The sequence below is a fragment of the Polaromonas sp. DSP2-3-2b2 genome (assembly GCF_049895905.1).
GTDB lineage: Bacteria > Pseudomonadota > Gammaproteobacteria > Burkholderiales > Burkholderiaceae_C > Polaromonas.
Genome location: NZ_JAFCTH010000005.1, coordinates 72,642 through 92,818 on the forward strand (window position 1 = coordinate 72,642; position 20,177 = coordinate 92,818).

A 20,177-nucleotide genomic window follows, 5' to 3' on the forward strand; every position below is an offset into this window, starting at 1 on the left:
TGGTCATCATTTTGCTATTATATTTATAGCTGCTTGCGCCCGCTGGATATGCGCAAACGGCCTAAAAAGCTTAAAAAATTGCACAGGAATCGATCATGGGAAAAATCACCGGCTTCATGGAATACGAGCGCATCGAAGAGGGCTACAAGCCTGTTCCCGAGCGCCTGAAGAACTACAAGGAATTCGTCATCGGCCTGGACGACAAGCAGGCGAATGTGCAGGCGGCGCGCTGCATGGACTGCGGCACGCCGTTTTGCAACAGCGGCTGCCCGGTCAACAACATCATTCCCGACTTCAACGACATGGTGTTCAGGAACGACTGGAAAAACGCGATTGACACGCTGCACAGCACCAACAATTTCCCCGAGTTCACCGGCCGCATCTGCCCCGCGCCGTGCGAGGCGGCCTGCACGCTCAATGTGAACGACGACGCGGTCGGCATCAAGTCGATCGAGCACGCGATCATCGACCGCGCCTGGTCCGAGGGCTGGGTCAAGCCCCGGCCGGCCAGGCACAAGACCGGCAAGAAAGTGGCGGTGGTCGGCTCCGGCCCCGCCGGCATGGCCGCCGCCCAGCAACTGGCGCGCGTCGGCCATGACGTGACGCTGTTCGAGAAGAACGACCGCGTCGGCGGCCTGCTGCGCTACGGCATTCCCGACTTCAAGATGGAAAAGATCCACATCGACCGCCGCGTCGAGCAGATGCAGGCCGAGGGCGTGGTGTTTCGCACCGGCGTCATGATCGGCAACCTGCCCAAGGGCTCGAAGGTCATCAACTGGGCCAAGGAAACCATCACGCCCGAGCAGCTGCAAAAAGACTTCGACGCCGTGGTCTTGACGGGCGGCGCCGAGCAGTCGCGCGACCTGCCGGTTCCCGGCCGCGATCTGGACGGCGTGCATTTTGCGATGGAATTTTTGCCGCTGCAGAACAAGGTCAACGCCGGTGACAAGGTCAAGGGCCAGCTGCGCGCCGAAGGCAAGCACGTCATCGTGATTGGCGGCGGCGACACCGGCTCCGACTGCGTCGGCACCAGCAACCGCCACGGCGCGGCCAGCGTGACCCAGTTCGAGCTGATGCCCGAGCCGCCGGTCGAGGAAAACCGGCCCATGACCTGGCCTTACTGGCCGATCAAGCTGCGCACCTCTTCCTCCCATGAAGAAGGCTGCGAGCGCGAGTTCGCCATCTCGACCAAGGAGCTGATCGGCGAAAAGGGCAAGGTCACCGGCCTGAAGACCGTCCGCGTCGAATGGAAAGACGGCAAGATGGTCGAAGTCCCCGGCTCGGAGCAGATCCTCAAGGCTGACCTGGTGCTGCTGGCCATGGGCTTTGTGTCGCCGGTGGCTTCGGTGCTCGATGCCTTCGGCATCGAAAAAGACAACCGGGGCAATGCCAGGGCCGGCACCGACTTCATCGGCGGCTATGCCACCAACGTGCCCAAGGTTTTTGCCGCCGGTGACATCCGGCGCGGCCAGAGCCTGGTGGTGTGGGCGATTCGTGAAGGCCGCCAGGCCGCGCGCTCGGTCGATGAGTTCCTGATGGGCTACAGCGACCTGCCACGTTAATTGGCGTCATCCCTTATGATCCAGAAGCCGGAATCCCCGGCTTTTGTCTTTTCTATGCCCCCATCTTCCAACGCTTCCCTTGTCGAACTGCGCCACCTGACTTTTGGGTATGGCGAACGTGTCATTCTGGACGATATTTCGCTGTCGGTCCCCCGGGGCAAGGTCACGGCGCTGCTGGGCGCGTCGGGCGGCGGCAAGACAACCATCTTGCGCCTGATCGGCGGCCAGAACCGGGCGCAATCAGGCCAGTTGCTGTTCGACGGCCAGGACGTCACGCCGATGAACCAGGAACAGATTTATGCAGTCCGCCGGCGCATGGGCATGCTGTTTCAGTTCGGCGCGCTGTTTGCCGATTTGAGCGTGTTTGAAAACGTCGCTTTTCCGCTGCGCGAGCATACCGGCCTGCCCGAAGCGCTAATCCGCGACATCGTGCTGATGAAGCTCAATGCCGTCGGCCTGCGCGGTGCGCGTGACCTCATGCCGAGCGAAGTCTCGGGCGGCATGGCCAGGCGCATTGCGCTGGCCCGCGCGATTGCGCTGGACCCCGAGCTGGTGATGTACGACGAGCCTTTTTCCGGACTCGACCCGATTTCGCTGGGAACGGCGGCCAACCTGATTCGCCATCTCAACGACAGCCTGGGGCTGACCAGCCTGTTTGTGTCGCACGAGCTGGAGCAGACCTTTGCCATTGCCGACCATGTCATCATCCTGGCCAATGGCAAGGTCGCCGCCGAGGGCACGCCCGACGCAGTACGCCAGAGCACCGATCCGCTGGTCTACCAGTATGTGCATGCGCTGCCGGACGGCCCGGTGCGTTTTGACTATCCCGGCGTCACCGTCGAGCAGGATTTCGGTCCCGAAGTGACGCCTGCATCCCTGAAATCCGGAGCCTTTTCATGAGCTGGTACAAGCCCGCGGACGTTGGATTCGCCACCCGCAGCTGGCTGGCCAACCTGGGCTATGGCGCCCGGCTGTTCCTGCGGCTGCTGGCCTCTTTCGGCTCCAGCCTCAAGCGCTTTGGCCTGGTGCGCGACCAGATTCATTTCCTGGGCAATTATTCGCTGGTCATCATTGCCATTTCCGGCCTGTTCGTCGGCTTTGTGTTCGGCCTGCAGGGCTACTACACGCTGGTGCGCTTTGGCTCGACCGAGGCGCTGGGCCAGCTGGTCACGTTCACGCTGGTGCGCGAACTCGGCCCGGTGGTCACGGCGCTGCTGTTTGCCGGCCGGGCCGGCACTTCGCTTACCGCCGAGATCGGCTTGATGAAGGCCGGCGAACAGATCAGCGTGATGGAAATGATGGCTGTCGATCCGATCCAGCGCATCTTGGCGCCGCGCTTCTGGGGCGGCGTGATTGCCATGCCGCTGCTGGCGGCCGTGTTCAGCGCCATGGGTGTGATTGGCGGCTGGGTGGTCGGCGTGCTGATGATCGGTATCGACGCCGGCTCGTTCTGGAGCCAGATCCAGGGCAGCGTCGACGTTTGGCAAGATGTGGGCAACGGCATCATCAAAAGCATCGTGTTCGGTTTCACCGTGACCTTCGTGGCGCTGCTCCAGGGCTACCAGTCGCAACCCACGCCCGAAGGCGTGGCCAGCGCCACGACGCGCACGGTGGTGGTGGCTTCGCTGGCGGTGCTGGGCCTGGATTTCATCCTGACCGCGATGATGTTCACGAAGTGATCACTTGAAAAAAAATTCGCAGGACAGGCTTTTGCTGTGCGGTTGCCGGATGGGCGCTGTCCCTAAATGTTTGTAAGGAAGTATTGATGCAACGCTCGAAGATTGATGTGTGGGTCGGCCTGTTTGTGCTGGTGGGCGCCGTGGCCATTTTGTTTCTGGCATTGCAGGCAGCCAATTTGCTGAACCTGAATTTTCAGCCGACGTACAAGATCACGGCCGAATTCGACAACATCGGCGGGCTCAAGCCCAAGGCGTCGGTGCGCAGCGGCGGCGTCATTGTCGGCCGGATCGAGGACATCAGCTTCAACGACCAGACCTTTCAGGCGCGGGTCACGCTCGAAATGCAAAGCCGCTATTCCTTTCCGAAGGACAGTTCGCTCAAAATCCTCACCAGCGGCCTGCTTGGAGAGCAGTACATTGGCATACAGGCGGGCGGTGACGAAAACAACCTCGCCGCCGGAGATGTGATCCGGCAGACCCAATCCGCCGTGGTGCTTGAAAACCTCATCGGGCAGTTCCTGTTCAGCAAGACTGCCGATGAAAGTTCAGGAACGGCTCTTCCCCTGCCAGCAACCGGAGCGACAGAAAAAAAATGAAGCAAGCCATCCATCTTGAAAAAGTTTCGGGCTGGGCCGCAGCCACCCTGACCATCGCCCTGCTGCAGGGCTGCGCCAGCGGTCCCCAGGCGAATCCTGTCGATCCGCTGGAGCCGTTCAACCGCGGCGTCTACAGCTTCAATGAAGGGCTGGACCGCGCCGTGCTCAAGCCCGTCGCCACCGCCTACCAGAACATCACGCCCTCGCCGGTGCGCACCGGCGTCACGAATTTCTTTGAAAACATCTCGGATGTCTGGTCCTTCGTGAACAATGTGCTGCAGGCCAAGCCGGCCGAGGCGGCCGATTCGCTGTTTCGCGTCACGACCAACACGCTGTGGGGCGTGGGCGGCATCTTTGATGTCGCCACCGAACTGAAAATTCCCAAGCACAAGGAAGATTTCGGCCAGACCCTGGGCACTTGGGGGCTGGCGTCCGGCCCGTATGTCGTGCTTCCGCTGTTTGGTTCGTCCAGCGTGCGCGACACGGCGGGCCTGGCGGTGGACATGCAGGGCGACCTGGTGTCGCAGTCCAACAATGTCCCGGCGCGCAATTCCCTGAAAGCCCTGGACCTGGTCGATACGCGGGCCAATCTGCTGCGTGCCGGCGATCTGCTTGACCAGGCCGCGCTCGATAAATACGCCTTTACCCGCGATGCCTATTTGCAGCGCCGCAAGAGCCTCATTGGCGGCAACGAGCGCACCGAACCCGAAGAACGCTTCGACCTGCCTGAAGCGCCGCCCGCAGCCCCGATGCCGAATCCGCAGTAAAGCCTTGGTAACAAGCTTTACCCAGGCGTTTTATAACTTCATCGGCTGTCCCCGAACCAGCCTGCAAAATAGCCAATCGCACATGGCTTGTCGCCACGGCGCCAATGAATTCGTCCATGGCGCTGCCGGCAGCCACCTGTTTTGACTTTGAAAGAAAAACCATGAACCGTAGAACTCTCGGACGTTTGTTGACCGCCACGCTCAGCCTGGCCCTGCTGGCTTCGGCCCCCTTGGTTCGCGCAGCCGACGAGGCCCCGGATGCGCTGATCAAGCGCGTTTCCAGCGAAGTGCTGGACGCCATCAAGGCCGACAAGGCCATTCAGGCGGGCGAAACGAACCGCGTGCTGGCGCTGGTGGACACCAAGGTCATGCCCAACGTCAACTTCACCCGCATGACGGCTTCTGCGGTCGGCCGCAACTGGCGCCAGGCCACGCCGGAGCAAAAAGCCCGGCTGCAGGCAGAATTCAAGACGCTCCTGATCCGTACCTATTCCGGTGCACTGTCGCAGGTCAATGACCAGAAGCTCAACGTCAAGCCGCTGCGCGCGGCCGCTGGCGACACCGAGGTGACGGTGCGTACCGAAGTGCTGGGGCGCGGCGATCCGGTCCAGCTGGATTACCGCATGGAAAAAACGCCGACCGGCTGGAAAATCTATGACCTCAACGTGCTGGGCGTCTGGCTGGTGGAAACCTACCGCACCCAGTTTGCGCAGGAAGTCAGCGCCAAGGGTATCGACGGCCTGATCGCGTCGATGTCGCAGCGCAACCAGACCAATGCAGGCGGCGCCAAGTCCTGAACCGGCCGACTGCCATGCTGAAACTTCCTGCCGTCCTGACCCATGCCGCTGCCTGCGGCTTTTTCGACACTGTCGCCAAGGAAGTGCTTTCGATGCCCGGCGACGTGGTCGTGGACGCCAGCGCGCTGAGCCAGTTCGACTCGTCGGCGCTGGCCATCCTGCTCGAATGCCGCCGGCAGGCGCTGGCGGCGGGCAAGGGTTTCTTGGTGCAGGGCGCGTCCGGCCAGCTGCTGCAACTGGCCGACGTCTATGGCGTTGCCGCGCTGATTCCCGTTTCGCCGCCACAACCCACAGCCGTGGCCGCCTGAGGGCCTGCTGCGTCTGCCGTGCGACGGCTGGCAGGGCCTTGGGGGGTGGCTCCGGGCAAGAAAGCCATCAGCCCCTAAAATAGCGGGCTCATGCCAGCCATCTCATTCCAGTCCGTCTGCAAAACCTATCCTCCCCCGCGAAACCAACCCGGCACCGGACTCAAAGCCCTGGACCATGTCAGCTTCGACATCCAGCAGGGCGAATTCTTCGGTTTGCTCGGACCCAACGGCGCCGGCAAGACCACCCTCATCAGCATTCTGGCGGGACTGTCCCATGCCAGCAGTGGCCGTGTGCTGGTGCATGGCAGCGACGTGCTGCTCGACTATGCCAACGCCCGGCGCAAGCTCGGCGTGGTGCCGCAGGAACTGGTGTTCGACCCTTTCTTCACCGTTCGCGAAGCGCTGCGCATCCAGTCGGGCTATTTCGGCATCAAGCGCAACGACGACTGGATCGACGAGCTGCTGGCCAGCCTGGGACTGGCCGACAAGGCCAATGCCAACATGCGCCAGCTTTCCGGCGGCATGAAGCGCCGGGTGCTGGTGGCGCAGGCGCTGGTGCACAAGCCGCAGGTCATCGTGCTCGACGAGCCGACCGCCGGCGTCGATGTCGAACTGCGCCAGACCCTGTGGCAGTTCATTGCCAAGCTCAACAAGCAGGGCAGCACGGTGCTGCTGACCACCCATTACCTGGAGGAAGCCGAGGCCTTGTGCAGCCGCATCGCCATGCTCAAGCAGGGCAGGGTGGTGGCGCTGGACTCGACTTCGGAGCTGCTCAAGGCGGCTTCGAGCAATGTGCTGCGCTTTAAAATTGATAGCGTCCTTCCTGCGCACCTTGCTGATCAGGCCCGCATTACCGGCAGAATCGTGCAGTTTCCGGCTCACAATGCGCGCGAAATCGAGCAGTACCTGGCCGCCGTCCGTGAGGCCGGCCTGGTGGCCGAGGACGTTGAAATCCGCAAGGCCGACCTCGAAGACGTTTTTCTCGCAGTGATGAACGAGAACCCGGAAGTAGCAGCATGACCGGCTGGCAAACCCTTTTTTACAAGGAAATCCTGCGCTTCTGGAAAGTCGGCTTCCAGACCGTCGGCGCGCCCATACTGACGGCCGTGCTCTACATGCTGATCTTCGGCCATGTGCTGCAGGGCCAGGCGCTGGTCTATGGCAAGGTGAGCTACACCGCCTTTCTGGTGCCCGGCCTGGTGATGATGAGCGTGCTGCAGAACTCGTTCGCCAACAGCTCGTCGTCGCTGATCCAGAGCAAGATCATGGGCAGCCTGGTGTTCGTGCTGCTCACGCCGCTGTCGCACTGGCACTGGTTTTTCGCCTATGTCGGCTCGTCAGTGGTGCGCGGCCTGATGGTTGGCGCCGGCGTGTTCGTGGTGACGGTGTATTTTGGCCAGCCCGGTTTTGTGGCGCCGCTGTGGATTGTGGTGTTTGCCGTGCTGGGTTCGGCGATGCTGGGCGCTTTGGGCGTGATTGCCGGCCTGTGGGCCGAGAAATTCGACCAGATGGCGGTGTTCCAGAACTTCATCATCATGCCGATGACATTTTTGAGCGGCGTGTTTTATTCCATTCATTCGCTGCCGCCGTTCTGGCAAAAGATCAGCCACCTGAACCCGTTTTTCTACATGATCGACGGTTTTCGCTTCGGATTTTTCGGCGTCAGCGATGTCTCGCCGTGGCTCAGCCTGGGTTTGGTGACGTCAGCGTTTCTGATCATCAGCGCCGTAGCCGTCAACATGCTGCGCACCGGCTACAAAATTCGGCACTGAATATGGCCCCCACGCTTGTCGCTTCGCGTACTGTACTGCCCCCCGAGGGGGCCGCTGCGCCTGCGGTTCGGCGAAGCCGGTCCCGCGGCCCCCGCTGGTATGGGGAGATCGTCCCTACGCCTGCTCTTTTTGAAAAATATTTATGACCACTGAAGAACTCCAATCCATCATTGCCGCCGGCCTGCCCTGTGAGCACCTCGAAGTGTCCGGCGACGGCAGCCATTGGTATGCCACCATCGTTTCCAGCGCCTTTGAAGGCCTGGGCAGGATCCAGCGCCACCATCGCGCCTATGCCACGGTGGGCAACCGGATCCATACCGGCGAGGTCCATGCTCTGTCGATGAAAACCTTCACGCCCGCCGAATGGGCAGCCAACAGCGCGAAATAAGCAAAGAATCATGGACAAACTACGCATCAAGGGCGGCAAGTCCCTGGCCGGCTCGGTCGAAATCTCGGGCGCCAAAAATGCAGCATTGCCTGAACTTTGCGCGGCCCTGCTGACCGCCGACACGGTCACGCTGCAAAACGTTCCCGGCCTGCAGGACGTGACGACCATGCTCAAGCTGATCCGCAACATGGGCGCCCTGGTTGAGCGCAGCGCAAGCGTTCCCGGCACCGTCACCCTCAATGCCGGCCCGCTGAGTTCCCCCGAAGCACCTTACGAACTGGTCAAGACGATGCGCGCCTCGGTGCTGGCGCTGGGGCCGCTGCTGGCGCGCTTTGGCGAAGCCACGGTGTCGCTGCCCGGCGGCTGCGCCATCGGTTCGCGGCCGGTGGACCAGCACATCAAGGGCCTGCAGGCCATGGGCGCCGACATCACCGTCGAGCACGGCTACATGCTGGCCAAGCTGCCCAAGGGCCAGACACGCCTGAAGGGCGCGAACCTCACCACCGATATGGTGACGGTGACCGGCACCGAGAATTTCCTCATGGCCGCCACGCTGGCCGACGGCGAAACCATTCTTGAAAACGCCGCGCAGGAGCCCGAAATCGGCGACCTGGCCGAGATGCTGATCAAGATGGGCGCAAACATCGAAGGCCACGGCACGCGCCGAATCCGCATCCAGGGCGTCGAGCGCCTTCATGGCTGCACGCATCAGGTGGTGGCTGACCGCATCGAGACCGGCACATTCTTGTGCGCGGTGGCGGCGGCGGGCGGCGACGTGGTGCTCAACCATGGCCGCGCCGACCACCTCGACGTGGTGATTGAAAAGCTGCGCGAAGCCGGCGCCACCATCACGGCGGGCGAGGGCTTCATCCGCATTCAGGCCAGCGGCCGCATGAAGGCGCAGTCCTTCCGCACCACCGAATACCCGGGTTTCCCGACCGACATGCAGGCGCAGTTCATGGCGCTCAACGCCATCGCGCTGGGCACCAGCACGGTGACCGAGACGATCTTTGAAAACCGCTTCATGCACGTCAATGAAATGGTTCGGCTGGGCGCCAAAATCCAGATCGAAGGCAAGGTCTGTGTCATCGAAGGGGTTGAAAGGCTGTCGGGCGCCACCGTCATGGCCACCGACCTGCGCGCCTCGGCCAGCCTGGTGATTGCCGGCCTGGTCGCCAGCGGCGAAACCTTTGTCGAACGCATCTACCACCTCGACCGGGGTTATGACCAGATGGAAATGAAATTGCGCGGCATTGGCGCTGACATTGAAAGACTGAAGGCATGATCACGCTCGCTCTATCCAAAGGCCGTATCTTCGACGACATCCTGCCACTGCTCAGGTCCGCCGGCATCGAGGTGCTCGACGATCCGGAAAAGTCCCGCAAGCTCATTTTGGACACCAACCAGCCCGACCTGCGCGTGGTGCTGGTACGCGCTACCGACGTGCCGACCTATGTGCAGTACGGCGGCGCCGACATCGGCGTGGTCGGCAAGGACACGCTGCTCGAATCCGGCAGCCAGGGCCTGTACCAGCCGCTGGACCTGCAGATCGCCAAATGCCGCATCAGCGTGGCGGTGCGCGAGGGATTCGACTATGCGGCTGCTGTCAAACAGGGTTCGCGCCTGAAGGTGGCGACGAAATACGTCGAGATTTCGCGCGACTTCTTTGCCACCAAGGGCGTGCACGTTGACCTGATCAAGCTCTACGGCAGCATGGAGCTGGCGCCGCTGACCGGGCTGGCCGACGCGATTGTCGACCTGGTCTCGACCGGCAACACGCTCAAGGCCAACCATCTGGTCGAGGTCGAACGCATCATGGACATCAGCTCGCACCTGGTCGTGAACCAGACCGCGCTCAAGCTCAAGCAGGCGCCGATCCGCAAGCTGATTGATGCTTTCTCCTCGGCCTGCGCGCTGGCTGCTCTACAACAGTAAAATTTAAAACGCTATGAATTTACTAGCTACTCCCGCCCGACTGTCATGCGCACAAGCCACTTTTGAGGCTCAATTCAAGGCCAGGCTGCACTGGTCGGCCGATACCGACGCCGCCATCGAGCAGCGCGTCGCCGACATCCTGGCCGACGTGCTGGAGCGCGGCGATGCCGCCGTGCTGGAGTGCACCGCGCGCTTCGACGGCCTGAGCGCCGCGTCGATGGCCGAACTCGAACTCACGCAGGCCGAGCTGAAGGCCGCGTTCGAGTCGATTCCCGCCGCCCAGCGCGATGCCCTGCAGGCCGCTGCCCGCCGCGTGCGTACCTATCACGAGGCGCAGAAGAAGGCCAGCGGCGAAAGCTGGAGCTACCGCGACGAGGACGGCACGCTGCTGGGCCAGAAGGTCACGCCGCTCGACCGCGTCGGCATCTACGTGCCGGGCGGCAAGGCGGCGTATCCGTCGTCGGTGCTGATGAACGCCATTCCCGCGCATGTCGCCGGCGTGGCTGAAATCATCATGGTCGTGCCCACGCCCAAGGGCGAGAAAAACGCCTTGGTGCTGGCCGCAGCCTATGTGGCCGGCGTCACCCGCGCCTTCACCATCGGCGGCGCGCAAGCTGTGGCCGCGCTGGCCTACGGCACGGCGACGGTTCCCAAGGTGGACAAGATCACCGGCCCCGGCAATGCCTATGTGGCTAGCGCCAAGAAACGCGTGTTCGGCACGGTGGGCATCGACATGATCGCCGGCCCGTCTGAAATCCTGGTGCTGGCCGACGGCACGACGCCTGCCGACTGGGTGGCGATGGACCTGTTCAGCCAGGCCGAGCATGACGAGCTGGCGCAAAGCATCCTGCTGTGCCCCGACGCCGCCTACATCGACGCGGTGCAGGAAGCCATCAATCGCTTGCTGCCCTTGATGCCGCGCGCCGCCATCATCGCCAAATCGCTCAGCGACCGGGGCGCGCTGATCCTGACCCGCAGCATGGAAGAAGCCTGCGAGATCAGCAACCGCATCGCGCCCGAGCATCTGGAAGTCTCCAGCCGCGACCCGCACCGCTGGGAGCCGCTGCTGCGCCACGCCGGCGCGATCTTCCTCGGCGCCTACACCAGCGAAAGCCTGGGCGACTACTGTGCCGGCCCCAACCATGTGCTGCCGACCAGCGGAACCGCGCGCTTTTCCAGCCCGCTGGGGGTGTATGACTTCCAGAAGCGCTCCAGCCTGATCGAGGTCAGCCAGGCCGGCGCGCAAGTCCTCGGCCCCATTGCCGCCGAACTTGCCTATGGCGAAGGCCTGCAGGCGCATGCCCGCGCCGCCGAACTGCGCCTGAATACCGTGCCCGCCATGAGAAAAGCCAATAAATGACCGCGCCTGATTCCACCCTCGATCCGAAACTGAAAAAATTAATTCGCCAGGATGTGCAGTCGATGCACGCCTACGCCATCCAGGAATCCAGCGGCATGGTCAAGCTCGACGCCATGGAAAATCCGCACCGGCTGCCCGCCGCCCTGCAGGCGCACCTGGGCCAGCGCCTGGGCGCGCTGGCCCTGAACCGCTACCCGGATGGCCGCGTCAACGACTTGCGCAAGGCGCTGGCCGACTATGCGCAGATGCCCGAGGGCTTCGACATCATGCTGGGCAATGGCTCGGACGAGCTGATCGCGCTGCTGGCGCTGGCCTGCGACGTGCCCGGTGGTTCGGTGCTGGCGCCACTGCCCGGTTTCGTGATGTACGCCATGAGCGCGCAGTTGCAGGGCCTGAAGTTCATCGGTGTCGATCTGACCCCTGACTTTGAACTCGACGAAGCGGCGATGCTCGCTGCCATTGCCGCGCACAAGCCGTCCATCACCTACCTGGCCTATCCGAACAACCCGACGGCCAACCTGTGGGACGACGCGGTGATCGAGAAAATCATTGAAGCCGTCGGCGAGCAGGGCGGCCTGGTCGTGATGGACGAGGCCTACCAGCCGTTCGCCGGCAAGAGCTACGCCAGCCGCATGACCCGGCACGGCCATGTATTGCTGATGCGCACGCTGAGCAAGTTCGGCCTGGCCGGCGTTCGCCTCGGCTACATGATCGGGCCGAAAGCACTGATTGCCGAGATCGACAAGGTGCGCCCGCCCTACAACATCAGCGTGCTGAACTACGAATGCGCACTGTTCGCGCTCGAACACCGGGAGGTGTTTGAAGCCCAGGCGCAGGAACTGATCAGCCAGCGCGGCCTGCTGTTCGACGCGCTCGGCGCCTTGCCGGGCGTCAAGGCCTGGCGTAGCGACGCCAACATGATCCTGATCCGTGTGCCTGACGCGGCGCGCACCTTCGACGGCTTGCGAAATCGCAAGGTTCTGGTTAAAAATATTTCTAAAATGCATCCCTTGCTAGCCAACTGCCTGCGCCTGACCGTCGGCACCTTTGATGAAAACGCGCAGTTGCTGGCCGCGCTTGAACAATCCCTATGACGACTTCCACTACTGCCTCCTTGCCCTTGCCCTTGCCCTTGCCCTTGCCGCGCACCGCCGAGGTGTCGCGCAACACCGCCGAAACCAAGATCACCGTCAAGGTCAACCTGGACGGCACCGGCCGGGCCAAACTGTCAACCGGCATCGGCTTTTTTGATCACATGCTCGACCAGATCGCCCGCCACGGGTTGATTGACCTCGACATTCACGCCGTGGGCGACCTGCACATCGACGGCCACCACACGGTCGAGGATGTCGGCATCACGCTCGGGCAGGCCGTGGCGCAGGCCGTCGGTGACAAAAAGGGACTGCGCCGCTACGGCCACGCCTATGTGCCGCTTGATGAGGCGCTATCGCGCGTGGTCATCGATTTTTCAGGCCGTCCGGGGCTGGTGATGAACGTGCCGTTCAAGAGCGGAATGATCGGCACTTTTGACAGCCAGCTGGCCTACGAATTCTTTCAGGGCTTCGTCAACCATGCGTTCGTCACGCTGCACATCGACAACCTCAAGGGCGAAAACGCCCACCATCAGGCTGAAACCGTGTTCAAGGCCTTTGCCAGGGCCCTGCGAATGGCGCTGGAAATCGATCCGCGCTCGGTCGGCGTGATTCCTTCGACCAAGGGCTCGCTGTAACCCACACGATTTCACTGCTGTTCAGGCATGTTTTAGGCCTTTTGCGCACGTCTGGCTTGCGTAAGCAGCTATTCAATCAATAGCAATATAAGTTTCCCCCGAATGTCCAAATTGAAAACGGTGGCAGTGGTCGATTACGGTTCGGGCAACCTGCGTTCGGTCTCGCAGGCGGTCCGGCATGTGGTGCAGGGCACGGGCTACGAGGTGCTGGTCACGTCCCACCCGCAGGATGTGCTCAATGCCGAGCGCGTCGTGTTGCCCGGCCAGGGCGCGATGCATGACTGCATGCTCGCGCTCGAACGCTCGGGCATGCTCGGCGCCGTGCTGCATGCCGCCGCCAGCAAGCCGCTGTTCGGCGTGTGCGTCGGCATGCAGATGCTGCTGGACAACAGCCATGAAGGCTTGGACGGCGCTCCCACGCCTGGCCTGGGGCTGATCCACGGCGAGGTCGTCAAGTTCGACCTGGCCGGACAACTGCAGCCCGACGGCAGCCGCTACAAGGTGCCGCAGATGGGCTGGAACCAGGTGTACCAGGCGCATCCTGACGGCGCCAAAGCCCACCCGGTCTGGGACGGCGTGCCCGACGGCTCGTATTTCTATTTTGTACACAGCTTTTACGCCTGTCCGTCTGATAAGCGCCACATCGCGGGCGAGGCAGACTACGGCGGGCGCTTTGCAGCGGCGATAGCGCGCGATAATATTTTTGCTACCCAGTTCCACCCCGAGAAGAGCGCCGACCAGGGGCTGGCGCTGTACCGCAATTTCCTGCACTGGAACCCCTGAACCGCTTTTTGCTTCCCCGGATGCGCTCATGCAAGGGCGCATCTATTTTTAACCTCACTAACTGCTTTTTCTTAGCCCAACATGCTCCTCATCCCCGCGATTGACCTCAAAGACGGTCACTGCGTCCGTCTGAAACAAGGCGACATGGACCAGTCCACCATTTTCAGCGAAGACCCGGCGGCCATGGCGCGCAACTGGGTCAGCAAGGGCGCGCGCCGTCTGCACTTGGTGGACCTGAACGGCGCCTTCGCGGGCAAGCCCAAGAATGAAGCCGCCATCAAGCGCATTCTGGCCGAGGTGGGCAGCGAAATCGACGTACAGCTGGGCGGCGGCATTCGCGACCTCGACACCATAGAGCGCTACCTCGATGCCGGCTTGCGCTACGTCATCATCGGCACCGCCGCCGTGAAGAATCCGGGTTTTCTGCAGGATGCCTGCACGGCGTTTGGCGGCCACATCATCGTCGGCCTGGATGCCAGGGACGGCAAGGTCGCCACCGACGGCTGGAGCAAGCTGACCGGCCATGAAGTGGTCGATCTGGCCAAGAAATTCCAGGACTATGGCGTCGAATCCATCATCTACACCGACATCGGCCGCGATGGCATGCTCAGCGGCATCAACATGGAAGCCACCGTCAGGCTAGCGCAGGCGCTGACGATTCCGGTGATTGCCTCGGGCGGCCTGTCGAACATGGCCGACATCGAAGCACTGTGCGCCGTCGAGGACGAGGGTGTCCAGGGCGTGATCTGCGGCCGCTCGATCTACAGCGGCGACCTGGATTTTGAAGCGGCGCAAGACCGCGCCGACGAGTTGAACGGATGAATGTTGCCCCCACGGTCGCCCACTGCGTGTGGCTTCCTGCCCCCCGAGGGGGCCGCTGCGCCTACGGCCCGGCGAAGCCGGTTCCGTGGCCCTTGCTCATTGCAGAGCCGCCCCTTGCATTTATCTTGTCTTAGCGGCGCCATACCAACATGCTTGCTAAAAGAATAATTCCCTGCCTTGATGTGACCGGCGGCCGGGTTGTCAAGGGCGTCAACTTCCTGGAACTGCGCGATGCCGGCGACCCGGTGGAAATTGCCGCGCGCTACAACGACCAGGGCGCCGACGAACTCACGTTTCTCGACATCACCGCCACCAGCGACGGGCGTGACCTGATCCTGCACATCATCGAGGCCGTGGCGTCGCAGGTGTTCATCCCGCTGACAGTCGGTGGCGGGGTGCGCACCGTCGAGGACGTTCGCCGCCTGCTCAACGCCGGCGCCGACAAGACCAGCTTCAACTCGGCTGCGCTGGCCAATCCGCAGGTCATCACCGACGCCTCGGCCAAATACGGCGCCCAGTGCATCGTCGTGGCGATTGATGCCAAGCGCCGCAGCGACGAAGACGCCCTGGTGCGCGGCGCGGGCTGGGATGTCTACAGCCACGGCGGCCGCAAGAACACCGGGCTGGACGCCGTGGCCTGGGCTGTTGACATGGCGCGGCGCGGCGCGGGCGAAATTCTGCTGACCAGCATGAACCGCGACGGCACCAAGTCGGGCTTCGACCTGGAACTCACGCGCGCCGTGAGCGATGCCGTCAGCGTGCCGGTGATCGCCTCCGGCGGCGTCGGCAACCTCGACCACTTGGCCGATGGCGTGCAGCTGGGTGGCGCCGATGCGGTGCTGGCGGCCAGCATCTTTCACTACGGCGAATTCACCGTCGGGCAGGCCAAGCGGCACATGGCCGGGCGCGGGATTCCCGTCCGGCTCTAGTTTTCAAGTCTTTTTGGCTGTTTGCGCATGCTGGACGGGCGCAAACAGCTATTGATTTCATAGTAATTTTAGTGCGCTTCGGCGCGTCAGCATCGCGGACAATATCCCCATGAATTGGTTAGACACGGTCCGTTGGGACGAAAAGGGCCTGGTGCCCGTCATTGCGCAGGAAGCCGGCAGCGGCGACGTGCTGATGTTTGCCTGGATGAACCGCGAGGCGCTCGAAAAAACTGCCGAGCTCGGCCAGGCGGTGTATTTCAGCCGCTCTCGCAATCGTTTGTGGCACAAGGGCGAGGAGTCCGGCCATTTCCAGGTGGTGCATGAAATCCGGCTCGACTGCGACAGCGACGTGGTGCTGCTCAAGATCACGCAGCTCGGCCATGCGCCGGGAATAGCCTGCCACACCGGCCGCCACAGCTGCTTTTTCAGTCTTTACCAGGACGGACAGTGGGTTGCGACGGAGCCGGTCTTGAAAGACCCTGCCAGTATCTATAAATAGCCTGTAATGCACATCATGAATTCCAATGAAACCCTTGAGCGCTTGGCGCGCATCATCGAAACCCGCAAGCCTGGACAAGGCGGCGACCCTGACAAGAGCTATGTGGCGCGCCTGCTGCACAAGGGCCCCGATGCTTTCCTGAAGAAAATCGGCGAGGAAGCCACCGAGACCGTGATGGCCGCCAAGGACATCGACCACGGCGGCCCCACGCCCGAACTGAACGGCAAGCTGGTCGGCGAAGTGGCCGATTTGTGGTTTCATTCGCTGATCGCTCTGGCGCACTACAACCTGCGCCCTGCCGATGTGCTGGCCGAACTGGAGCGCCGCGAAGGCACCAGCGGCATCGAGGAAAAGGCACTGCGCAAGGCGCAGCACCGTGAAGCCACCAACGACTGAGAAAGGGAGCTACCCGTGAACAATGACATCGTGACGATAGAGCCCGACGAAGGGCTGAAAACCTGGGGCTGGGTCAGCTACCTGCTTCACCTTGTTGTCGCGGTGGCCGCCGTGCTGCCGGGTGCACAGGTCTCGATCGCCCTGCTGGTGGTGGCGCTGGTTATTGACCTGGTCAAGCGCGGCGATGCAGACAACACTTGGCAGGCATCGCACTTCAGCTGGCGGATTCGCTCCGTAATCTGGGCCGGCGTGCTCTACCTGCTGACCTCCTGGCTCTGGCTGCTGTTCATCGTGCCCGGCTGGATCGCCTGGGGCCTGATCTCGGTCTGGTTCCTGTACCGCATCGTCAAGGGCATGGTGCGCATGAACGCCGGCCGCTCGGTGGAGGCCGCATGAGCCATCCGGACCACTGCATTTTCTGCAAGATCGCCGCCGGCGCCATTCCGAGCCGCAAGGTGTACGAGGACGATGAGCTGTTCGCCTTTCACGACATCCATCCCTGGGCGCCGGTGCATTTCCTGATCATTCCCAAGACGCATGTTGCGTCGATGGCGCAGGTCGGTCCGGAGCATGCGGCGCTGCTGGGGCGCATGATGGTGCTGGCGCCGCGACTGGCGATTGAACAGGGCTGCAACCCCTACCCTGAAGGCGGTTTTCGTATCGTCACCAACACCGGTGCCGAAGGCGGCCAGGAAGTGCAGCACCTGCACCTGCACGTCATGGGCGGCCCCCGACCGTGGCTCCGGGGCTGAACGGGCTGGCTTGTTAACTACCCTGCAGGCTTGCAGGGTCATAGGCGCTGTCACATGGCGCCTTTAGAATCAGGCTTTGTTGTAAACATGGCAGTCAATCGACTGTTTTCAGATTAGGAGATGGACATGGGTGGATTTTCCATATGGCACTGGTTGATCGTGCTGTTGATCGTGGTGATGGTATTTGGCACCAAAAAACTCCGGAACATGGGCGGTGACCTGGGCGGCGCTGTCAAGGGTTTCAAGGATGGCATGAAGGATGGCGGCCAGTCGCCCGAGGATGAAAAGCCGGTGGTCCCCGCCAGCCAGGTGACCAATGCCCAGGCCAAGGCCACGTCGGAGCGCAACACGATTGACGTCGAAGCCCGGCAAAAGCCCTGATGCATGCTGGAACTTTCTTTTTTTCCGCGTTCAATGCTTCCCGGTGCTGATCTGCCGTGATTGACCTCGGCATCTCAAAAATCGCCCTGATCGGCGCTGTTGCGCTGATCGTCATCGGGCCTGAAAAACTGCCGCGCCTGGCGCGTACCATAGGCACCTTGCTGGGCAAGGCGCAGCGCTATGTCAACGACGTCAAGCAGGAAGTGAACCGTTCCATGGAACTCGACGAGTTCCGCAAAATGAAGGAAACCGTCGAGGAAGCGGCCCGCGATGTCGAGGGCTCGATCCGTACCGGCGCCACTGATTTTGAAAAATCATGGTCAGACACGGCGACATCCACCTCGCCCGACAACTTGTCCGGCTTCGAAGTCTTTCCCGAATACCGGCATCCGAAAAAGAAGTGGCGGCTCAAGCGCGGCGCCACGCCGCAATGGTTCAAGGCCCGCTCGGGCGTTCGCACCAAAGCCCAGTCCGGCGCGGCCCGGGTGGCACGATTTCGTCCGCAGCCCAGCCGCAAGGCATGAAGCATTCCCCTGAATTTTTCTTTGCGCGCAGACCGGCGCAATTCACACAGCGCAAACTTCCTTCATGAGCGATCCCAACCCCACCGGCGGCGACAAGCCCGACGAGCTCGCAGGCACCGAGCAGCCTTTCGTGCAGCACCTCATGGAGCTGCGCGACCGGATGATCAAGGCCGTGATTGCCATCGGCATTGCGGCGGGCATCCTGGCCATCTTTCCCGGGCCGGGCGCGCTGTACGACCTGATGGCCGCGCCGCTGGTGGCCAGCCTGCCCAAGGGCGCGACCCTGATCGCCACCAACGTCGTGTCGCCATTTGTCGTGCCGATCAAGATTCTCTTCATGGCGGCCTTCATGATCGCACTGCCGGTGGTCCTTTACCAGGTGTGGGCTTTCGTAGCGCCTGGCCTGTATTCGCACGAAAAAAAGCTGGTGATGCCGCTGGTGGTGTCCAGCACGCTGCTGTTTTTCATCGGTGTGGCGTTTTCCTACTACGTGGTGTTCGGGCAGGTGTTCAGGTTCATCCAGAGTTTTGCGCCCAAGTCGATCACCGCAGCGCCGGATATCGAGGAATACCTGAACTTCGTGCTCGGCATGTTCCTGGCCTTCGGGCTGGCTTTCGAAGTGCCGATCGCGGTCATTTTGCTGGTGCGCATGGGCGTGCTGACGGTGGCCCAGCTGCGCGAATACCGCGGCTACTTCTGGGTGGCTGCCGCCATTGGCACCGCGCTGGTCACGCCGCCGGATGCAGGGTCGATGATCATGCTGCTGGCGGTGGTGGGCGGGCTGTACGAAGTGGGCATCCTGGCCGCGCAGATGTTCCTCAAGAGCACCAAGGCGCCCGACACCGACTCGGAAGTCGCCAAATCCTGAAGTCTGGCCAGTTTCGAATAAATATGGCCGTTTGCGCAACTGCCGTAAGCACTTGTAGCTATTGATTTGATGGCAAATGACGGGTATTCAATGCGACAGGCTCAGACCCGAGCCGTCGCCATGAACAAACAGCGCGCCTTCAGCGCTGCACTCTGGGCCGCTGGCGCTGGGCCGGTGTCACCGAAATATCCACGGGACTGTCGCCGCGCAGCACCTTTAGCGGCGCGGGCGTGCCGGGCTTGAGCGCGGCAACCGCCGTCAGCAACTGGCTGACATTGCGGACCGGCTGGCCATCGACGGCCATGATCACGTCACCCGGCCGGATGCCGCCCAGGGCGGCGGGGCCGTTCTGCAGCACGCCCGTGATGATCACGCCTCCGGCCTTGGCCGCTTCCGGCTTGAGCTTGAAGGCCTCGATCAGTTCGGCATTGAGTTCCTGCGGCTCCACGCCAATCCAGCCGCGCGTCACCTGGCCTTCGGTCACGATGCCTTCGAGCACCTGCTTGGCAGTGGACACGGGAATGGCAAAACCGATGCCCATGGAGCCGCCCGAGCGCGAATAGATGGCGGTGTTGATGCCCAGCAGGTTGCCATTGACATCGACCAGCGCGCCGCCGGAATTGCCGGGGTTGATCGCCGCGTCGGTCTGGATGAAATTTTCGAAGGTGTTGATGCCCAGCTGGTTGCGCCCCAAGGCGCTGACGATGCCGCCGGTCACGGTCTGGCCCACGCCAAACGGATTGCCGATGGCCAGCACCGGATCGCCCACCTGAAGCTCGTCCGAGTTGCCCAAGACAATCACCGGCAGCTTGTCCAGATCGATCTTGAGAATGGCCAGGTCGGTGTCGGGATCGGTGCCAATCACCTTCGCCCGGGTCTTGCGGGTGTCGTTGAGAACGACCTCGATTTCATCGGCACCTTCGACCACATGGTTGTTGGTCAGGATGTAGCCGCTTGAGCTCACGATCACGCCGCTGCCCAGGCCTGCCTGTGCTTCGCCCGGGTTCTGGTCGCCAAAGAAAAACCGGAACCACGGGTCGTTCATTTGCGGGTTATTGACGGCGGCCTTACTGGTGTTGATGCTCACCACGGCCGCCGACGCAATTTTTGCTGCCTGCGCAAAGCTGCCACTGGTGCTGGCCGTACCGACGGCACGCGGCAGGCTGCTGGCGGGCGCCTCGATGACTGAAACACCGCCAATCGTGGCGCGTCTGTTCAACCACTGCGGCTGGAGCGTGGCGACGACGAAATAGGCCGCCACCAAAACAGTGACGGTTTGGGAAAACAGGAGCCAGGTGCGCTTCATGGGTCAAAAAAGGAGTTGGCTGGC

General features: G+C 62.4%; 26 protein-coding genes. 25 read left to right on the top strand and 1 reads right to left on the bottom strand.

The genetic code is table 11. The annotated features are described in order from the left end of the window. Positions 1 to 95: 95 nt before the first annotated feature. The 25 genes from ACP7AD_RS06310 to tatC all read left to right on the top strand — a co-directional run bounded on the left by ACP7AD_RS06310 (position 96) and on the right by tatC (position 18,847). Positions 96 to 1,562 (top strand): glutamate synthase subunit beta, encoded by a 1,467-nt coding sequence (locus tag ACP7AD_RS06310; protein WP_426145626.1) that lies wholly within the window; start codon positions 96 to 98, stop codon positions 1,560 to 1,562. A 54-nt stretch (positions 1,563 to 1,616) separates the two neighbouring features. Then, positions 1,617 to 2,462 carry an ABC transporter ATP-binding protein gene (locus tag ACP7AD_RS06315; protein WP_426145628.1) on the top strand — a complete coding sequence of 282 codons (846 nt, stop codon included), beginning with the start codon at positions 1,617 to 1,619 and terminating at the stop codon, positions 2,460 to 2,462. Then, on the top strand, positions 2,459 to 3,241 hold the full coding sequence (gene mlaE / locus ACP7AD_RS06320) for a lipid asymmetry maintenance ABC transporter permease subunit MlaE (protein ID WP_426145630.1): 783 nt from the start codon (positions 2,459 to 2,461) through the stop codon (positions 3,239 to 3,241). The genes ACP7AD_RS06315 and mlaE overlap by 4 nt, the downstream gene beginning before the upstream one ends. A gap of 86 nt (positions 3,242 to 3,327) precedes the next feature. Further along, positions 3,328 to 3,837, top strand: coding sequence for an outer membrane lipid asymmetry maintenance protein MlaD (mlaD, locus tag ACP7AD_RS06325; RefSeq protein ID WP_426145631.1), 510 nt, complete (start codon positions 3,328 to 3,330; stop codon positions 3,835 to 3,837). Continuing rightward, a complete protein-coding gene (locus tag ACP7AD_RS06330) occupies positions 3,834 to 4,604 on the top strand; it encodes an MlaA family lipoprotein (RefSeq protein ID WP_426145633.1) in 771 nt (256 codons plus the stop codon). The genes mlaD and ACP7AD_RS06330 overlap by 4 nt, the downstream gene beginning before the upstream one ends. Before the next feature lie 161 nt (positions 4,605 to 4,765). Continuing rightward, on the top strand, positions 4,766 to 5,401 hold the full coding sequence (locus ACP7AD_RS06335) for an MlaC/ttg2D family ABC transporter substrate-binding protein (protein ID WP_426145635.1): 636 nt from the start codon (positions 4,766 to 4,768) through the stop codon (positions 5,399 to 5,401). A gap of 14 nt (positions 5,402 to 5,415) precedes the next feature. Next, positions 5,416 to 5,709 (top strand): STAS domain-containing protein, encoded by a 294-nt coding sequence (locus ACP7AD_RS06340; protein WP_426145637.1) that lies wholly within the window; start codon positions 5,416 to 5,418, stop codon positions 5,707 to 5,709. A 90-nt stretch (positions 5,710 to 5,799) separates the two neighbouring features. Further along, positions 5,800 to 6,729, top strand: a complete 930-nt coding sequence (locus ACP7AD_RS06345; RefSeq protein WP_426145639.1) for an ABC transporter ATP-binding protein — start codon at positions 5,800 to 5,802, stop codon at positions 6,727 to 6,729. Next, complete coding sequence (locus ACP7AD_RS06350) at positions 6,726 to 7,481, top strand: ABC transporter permease (RefSeq protein WP_426145641.1); 756 nt, start codon at positions 6,726 to 6,728, stop codon at positions 7,479 to 7,481. The genes ACP7AD_RS06345 and ACP7AD_RS06350 overlap by 4 nt, the downstream gene beginning before the upstream one ends. Before the next feature lie 142 nt (positions 7,482 to 7,623). Further along, positions 7,624 to 7,869 carry a BolA family protein gene (locus tag ACP7AD_RS06355; protein ID WP_426145642.1) on the top strand — a complete coding sequence of 82 codons (246 nt, stop codon included), beginning with the start codon at positions 7,624 to 7,626 and terminating at the stop codon, positions 7,867 to 7,869. Positions 7,870 to 7,879: 10 nt separating this feature from the next. Next, complete coding sequence (gene murA, locus ACP7AD_RS06360) at positions 7,880 to 9,154, top strand: UDP-N-acetylglucosamine 1-carboxyvinyltransferase (RefSeq protein ID WP_426145644.1); 1,275 nt, start codon at positions 7,880 to 7,882, stop codon at positions 9,152 to 9,154. Continuing rightward, positions 9,151 to 9,804 (top strand): ATP phosphoribosyltransferase, encoded by a 654-nt coding sequence (hisG, locus tag ACP7AD_RS06365; RefSeq protein ID WP_426145645.1) that lies wholly within the window; start codon positions 9,151 to 9,153, stop codon positions 9,802 to 9,804. Before murA ends, hisG begins: the two co-directional genes overlap by 4 nt. 13 nt (positions 9,805 to 9,817) lie before the next feature. Then, entirely contained in the window at positions 9,818 to 11,164 is a 1,347-nt protein-coding gene (gene hisD / locus ACP7AD_RS06370) for a histidinol dehydrogenase (RefSeq protein WP_426145647.1), read from the top strand. Further along, complete coding sequence (gene hisC, locus ACP7AD_RS06375; RefSeq protein WP_426145649.1) at positions 11,161 to 12,258, top strand: histidinol-phosphate transaminase; 1,098 nt, start codon at positions 11,161 to 11,163, stop codon at positions 12,256 to 12,258. Before hisD ends, hisC begins: the two co-directional genes overlap by 4 nt. Further along, entirely contained in the window at positions 12,255 to 12,893 is a 639-nt protein-coding gene (gene hisB, locus ACP7AD_RS06380) for an imidazoleglycerol-phosphate dehydratase HisB (protein WP_426145651.1), read from the top strand. Before hisC ends, hisB begins: the two co-directional genes overlap by 4 nt. A 102-nt stretch (positions 12,894 to 12,995) precedes the next feature. After that, a complete protein-coding gene (hisH, locus tag ACP7AD_RS06385) occupies positions 12,996 to 13,676 on the top strand; it encodes an imidazole glycerol phosphate synthase subunit HisH (protein ID WP_426145652.1) in 681 nt (226 codons plus the stop codon). 81 nt (positions 13,677 to 13,757) lie between these two features. Further along, positions 13,758 to 14,498, top strand: a complete 741-nt coding sequence (gene hisA, locus ACP7AD_RS06390) for a 1-(5-phosphoribosyl)-5-[(5-phosphoribosylamino)methylideneamino]imidazole-4-carboxamide isomerase (protein ID WP_426145654.1) — start codon at positions 13,758 to 13,760, stop codon at positions 14,496 to 14,498. 149 nt (positions 14,499 to 14,647) lie between these two features. Then, positions 14,648 to 15,427: an imidazole glycerol phosphate synthase subunit HisF gene (gene hisF, locus ACP7AD_RS06395; RefSeq protein ID WP_426145655.1), complete on the top strand. Its 780-nt coding sequence runs from the start codon at positions 14,648 to 14,650 to the stop codon at positions 15,425 to 15,427. 109 nt (positions 15,428 to 15,536) lie between these two features. Then, complete coding sequence (gene hisI, locus ACP7AD_RS06400; RefSeq protein WP_426145657.1) at positions 15,537 to 15,926, top strand: phosphoribosyl-AMP cyclohydrolase; 390 nt, start codon at positions 15,537 to 15,539, stop codon at positions 15,924 to 15,926. Positions 15,927 to 15,941: 15 nt separating this feature from the next. Beyond that, on the top strand, positions 15,942 to 16,322 hold the full coding sequence (locus tag ACP7AD_RS06405; protein WP_426145659.1) for a phosphoribosyl-ATP diphosphatase: 381 nt from the start codon (positions 15,942 to 15,944) through the stop codon (positions 16,320 to 16,322). A gap of 15 nt (positions 16,323 to 16,337) precedes the next feature. Beyond that, complete coding sequence (locus ACP7AD_RS06410) at positions 16,338 to 16,718, top strand: DUF4870 family protein (protein ID WP_426145661.1); 381 nt, start codon at positions 16,338 to 16,340, stop codon at positions 16,716 to 16,718. Then, positions 16,715 to 17,074, top strand: coding sequence for a histidine triad nucleotide-binding protein (locus ACP7AD_RS06415; protein WP_426145663.1), 360 nt, complete (start codon positions 16,715 to 16,717; stop codon positions 17,072 to 17,074). The genes ACP7AD_RS06410 and ACP7AD_RS06415 overlap by 4 nt, the downstream gene beginning before the upstream one ends. A gap of 126 nt (positions 17,075 to 17,200) precedes the next feature. Beyond that, positions 17,201 to 17,455 (top strand): Sec-independent protein translocase subunit TatA, encoded by a 255-nt coding sequence (gene tatA / locus ACP7AD_RS06420; RefSeq protein ID WP_426145665.1) that lies wholly within the window; start codon positions 17,201 to 17,203, stop codon positions 17,453 to 17,455. A gap of 56 nt (positions 17,456 to 17,511) precedes the next feature. Further along, complete coding sequence (tatB, locus tag ACP7AD_RS06425; RefSeq protein ID WP_426145667.1) at positions 17,512 to 17,979, top strand: Sec-independent protein translocase protein TatB; 468 nt, start codon at positions 17,512 to 17,514, stop codon at positions 17,977 to 17,979. A gap of 64 nt (positions 17,980 to 18,043) precedes the next feature. Next, a complete protein-coding gene (gene tatC, locus ACP7AD_RS06430; RefSeq protein WP_426145668.1) occupies positions 18,044 to 18,847 on the top strand; it encodes a twin-arginine translocase subunit TatC in 804 nt (267 codons plus the stop codon). 139 nt (positions 18,848 to 18,986) lie between these two features. On the opposite strand, the gene ACP7AD_RS06435 is transcribed toward tatC, so the two are convergent. Further along, complete coding sequence (locus ACP7AD_RS06435) at positions 18,987 to 20,153, bottom strand: S1C family serine protease (RefSeq protein WP_426145670.1); 1,167 nt, start codon at positions 20,151 to 20,153, stop codon at positions 18,987 to 18,989. Positions 20,154 to 20,177: the final 24 nt, after the last annotated feature.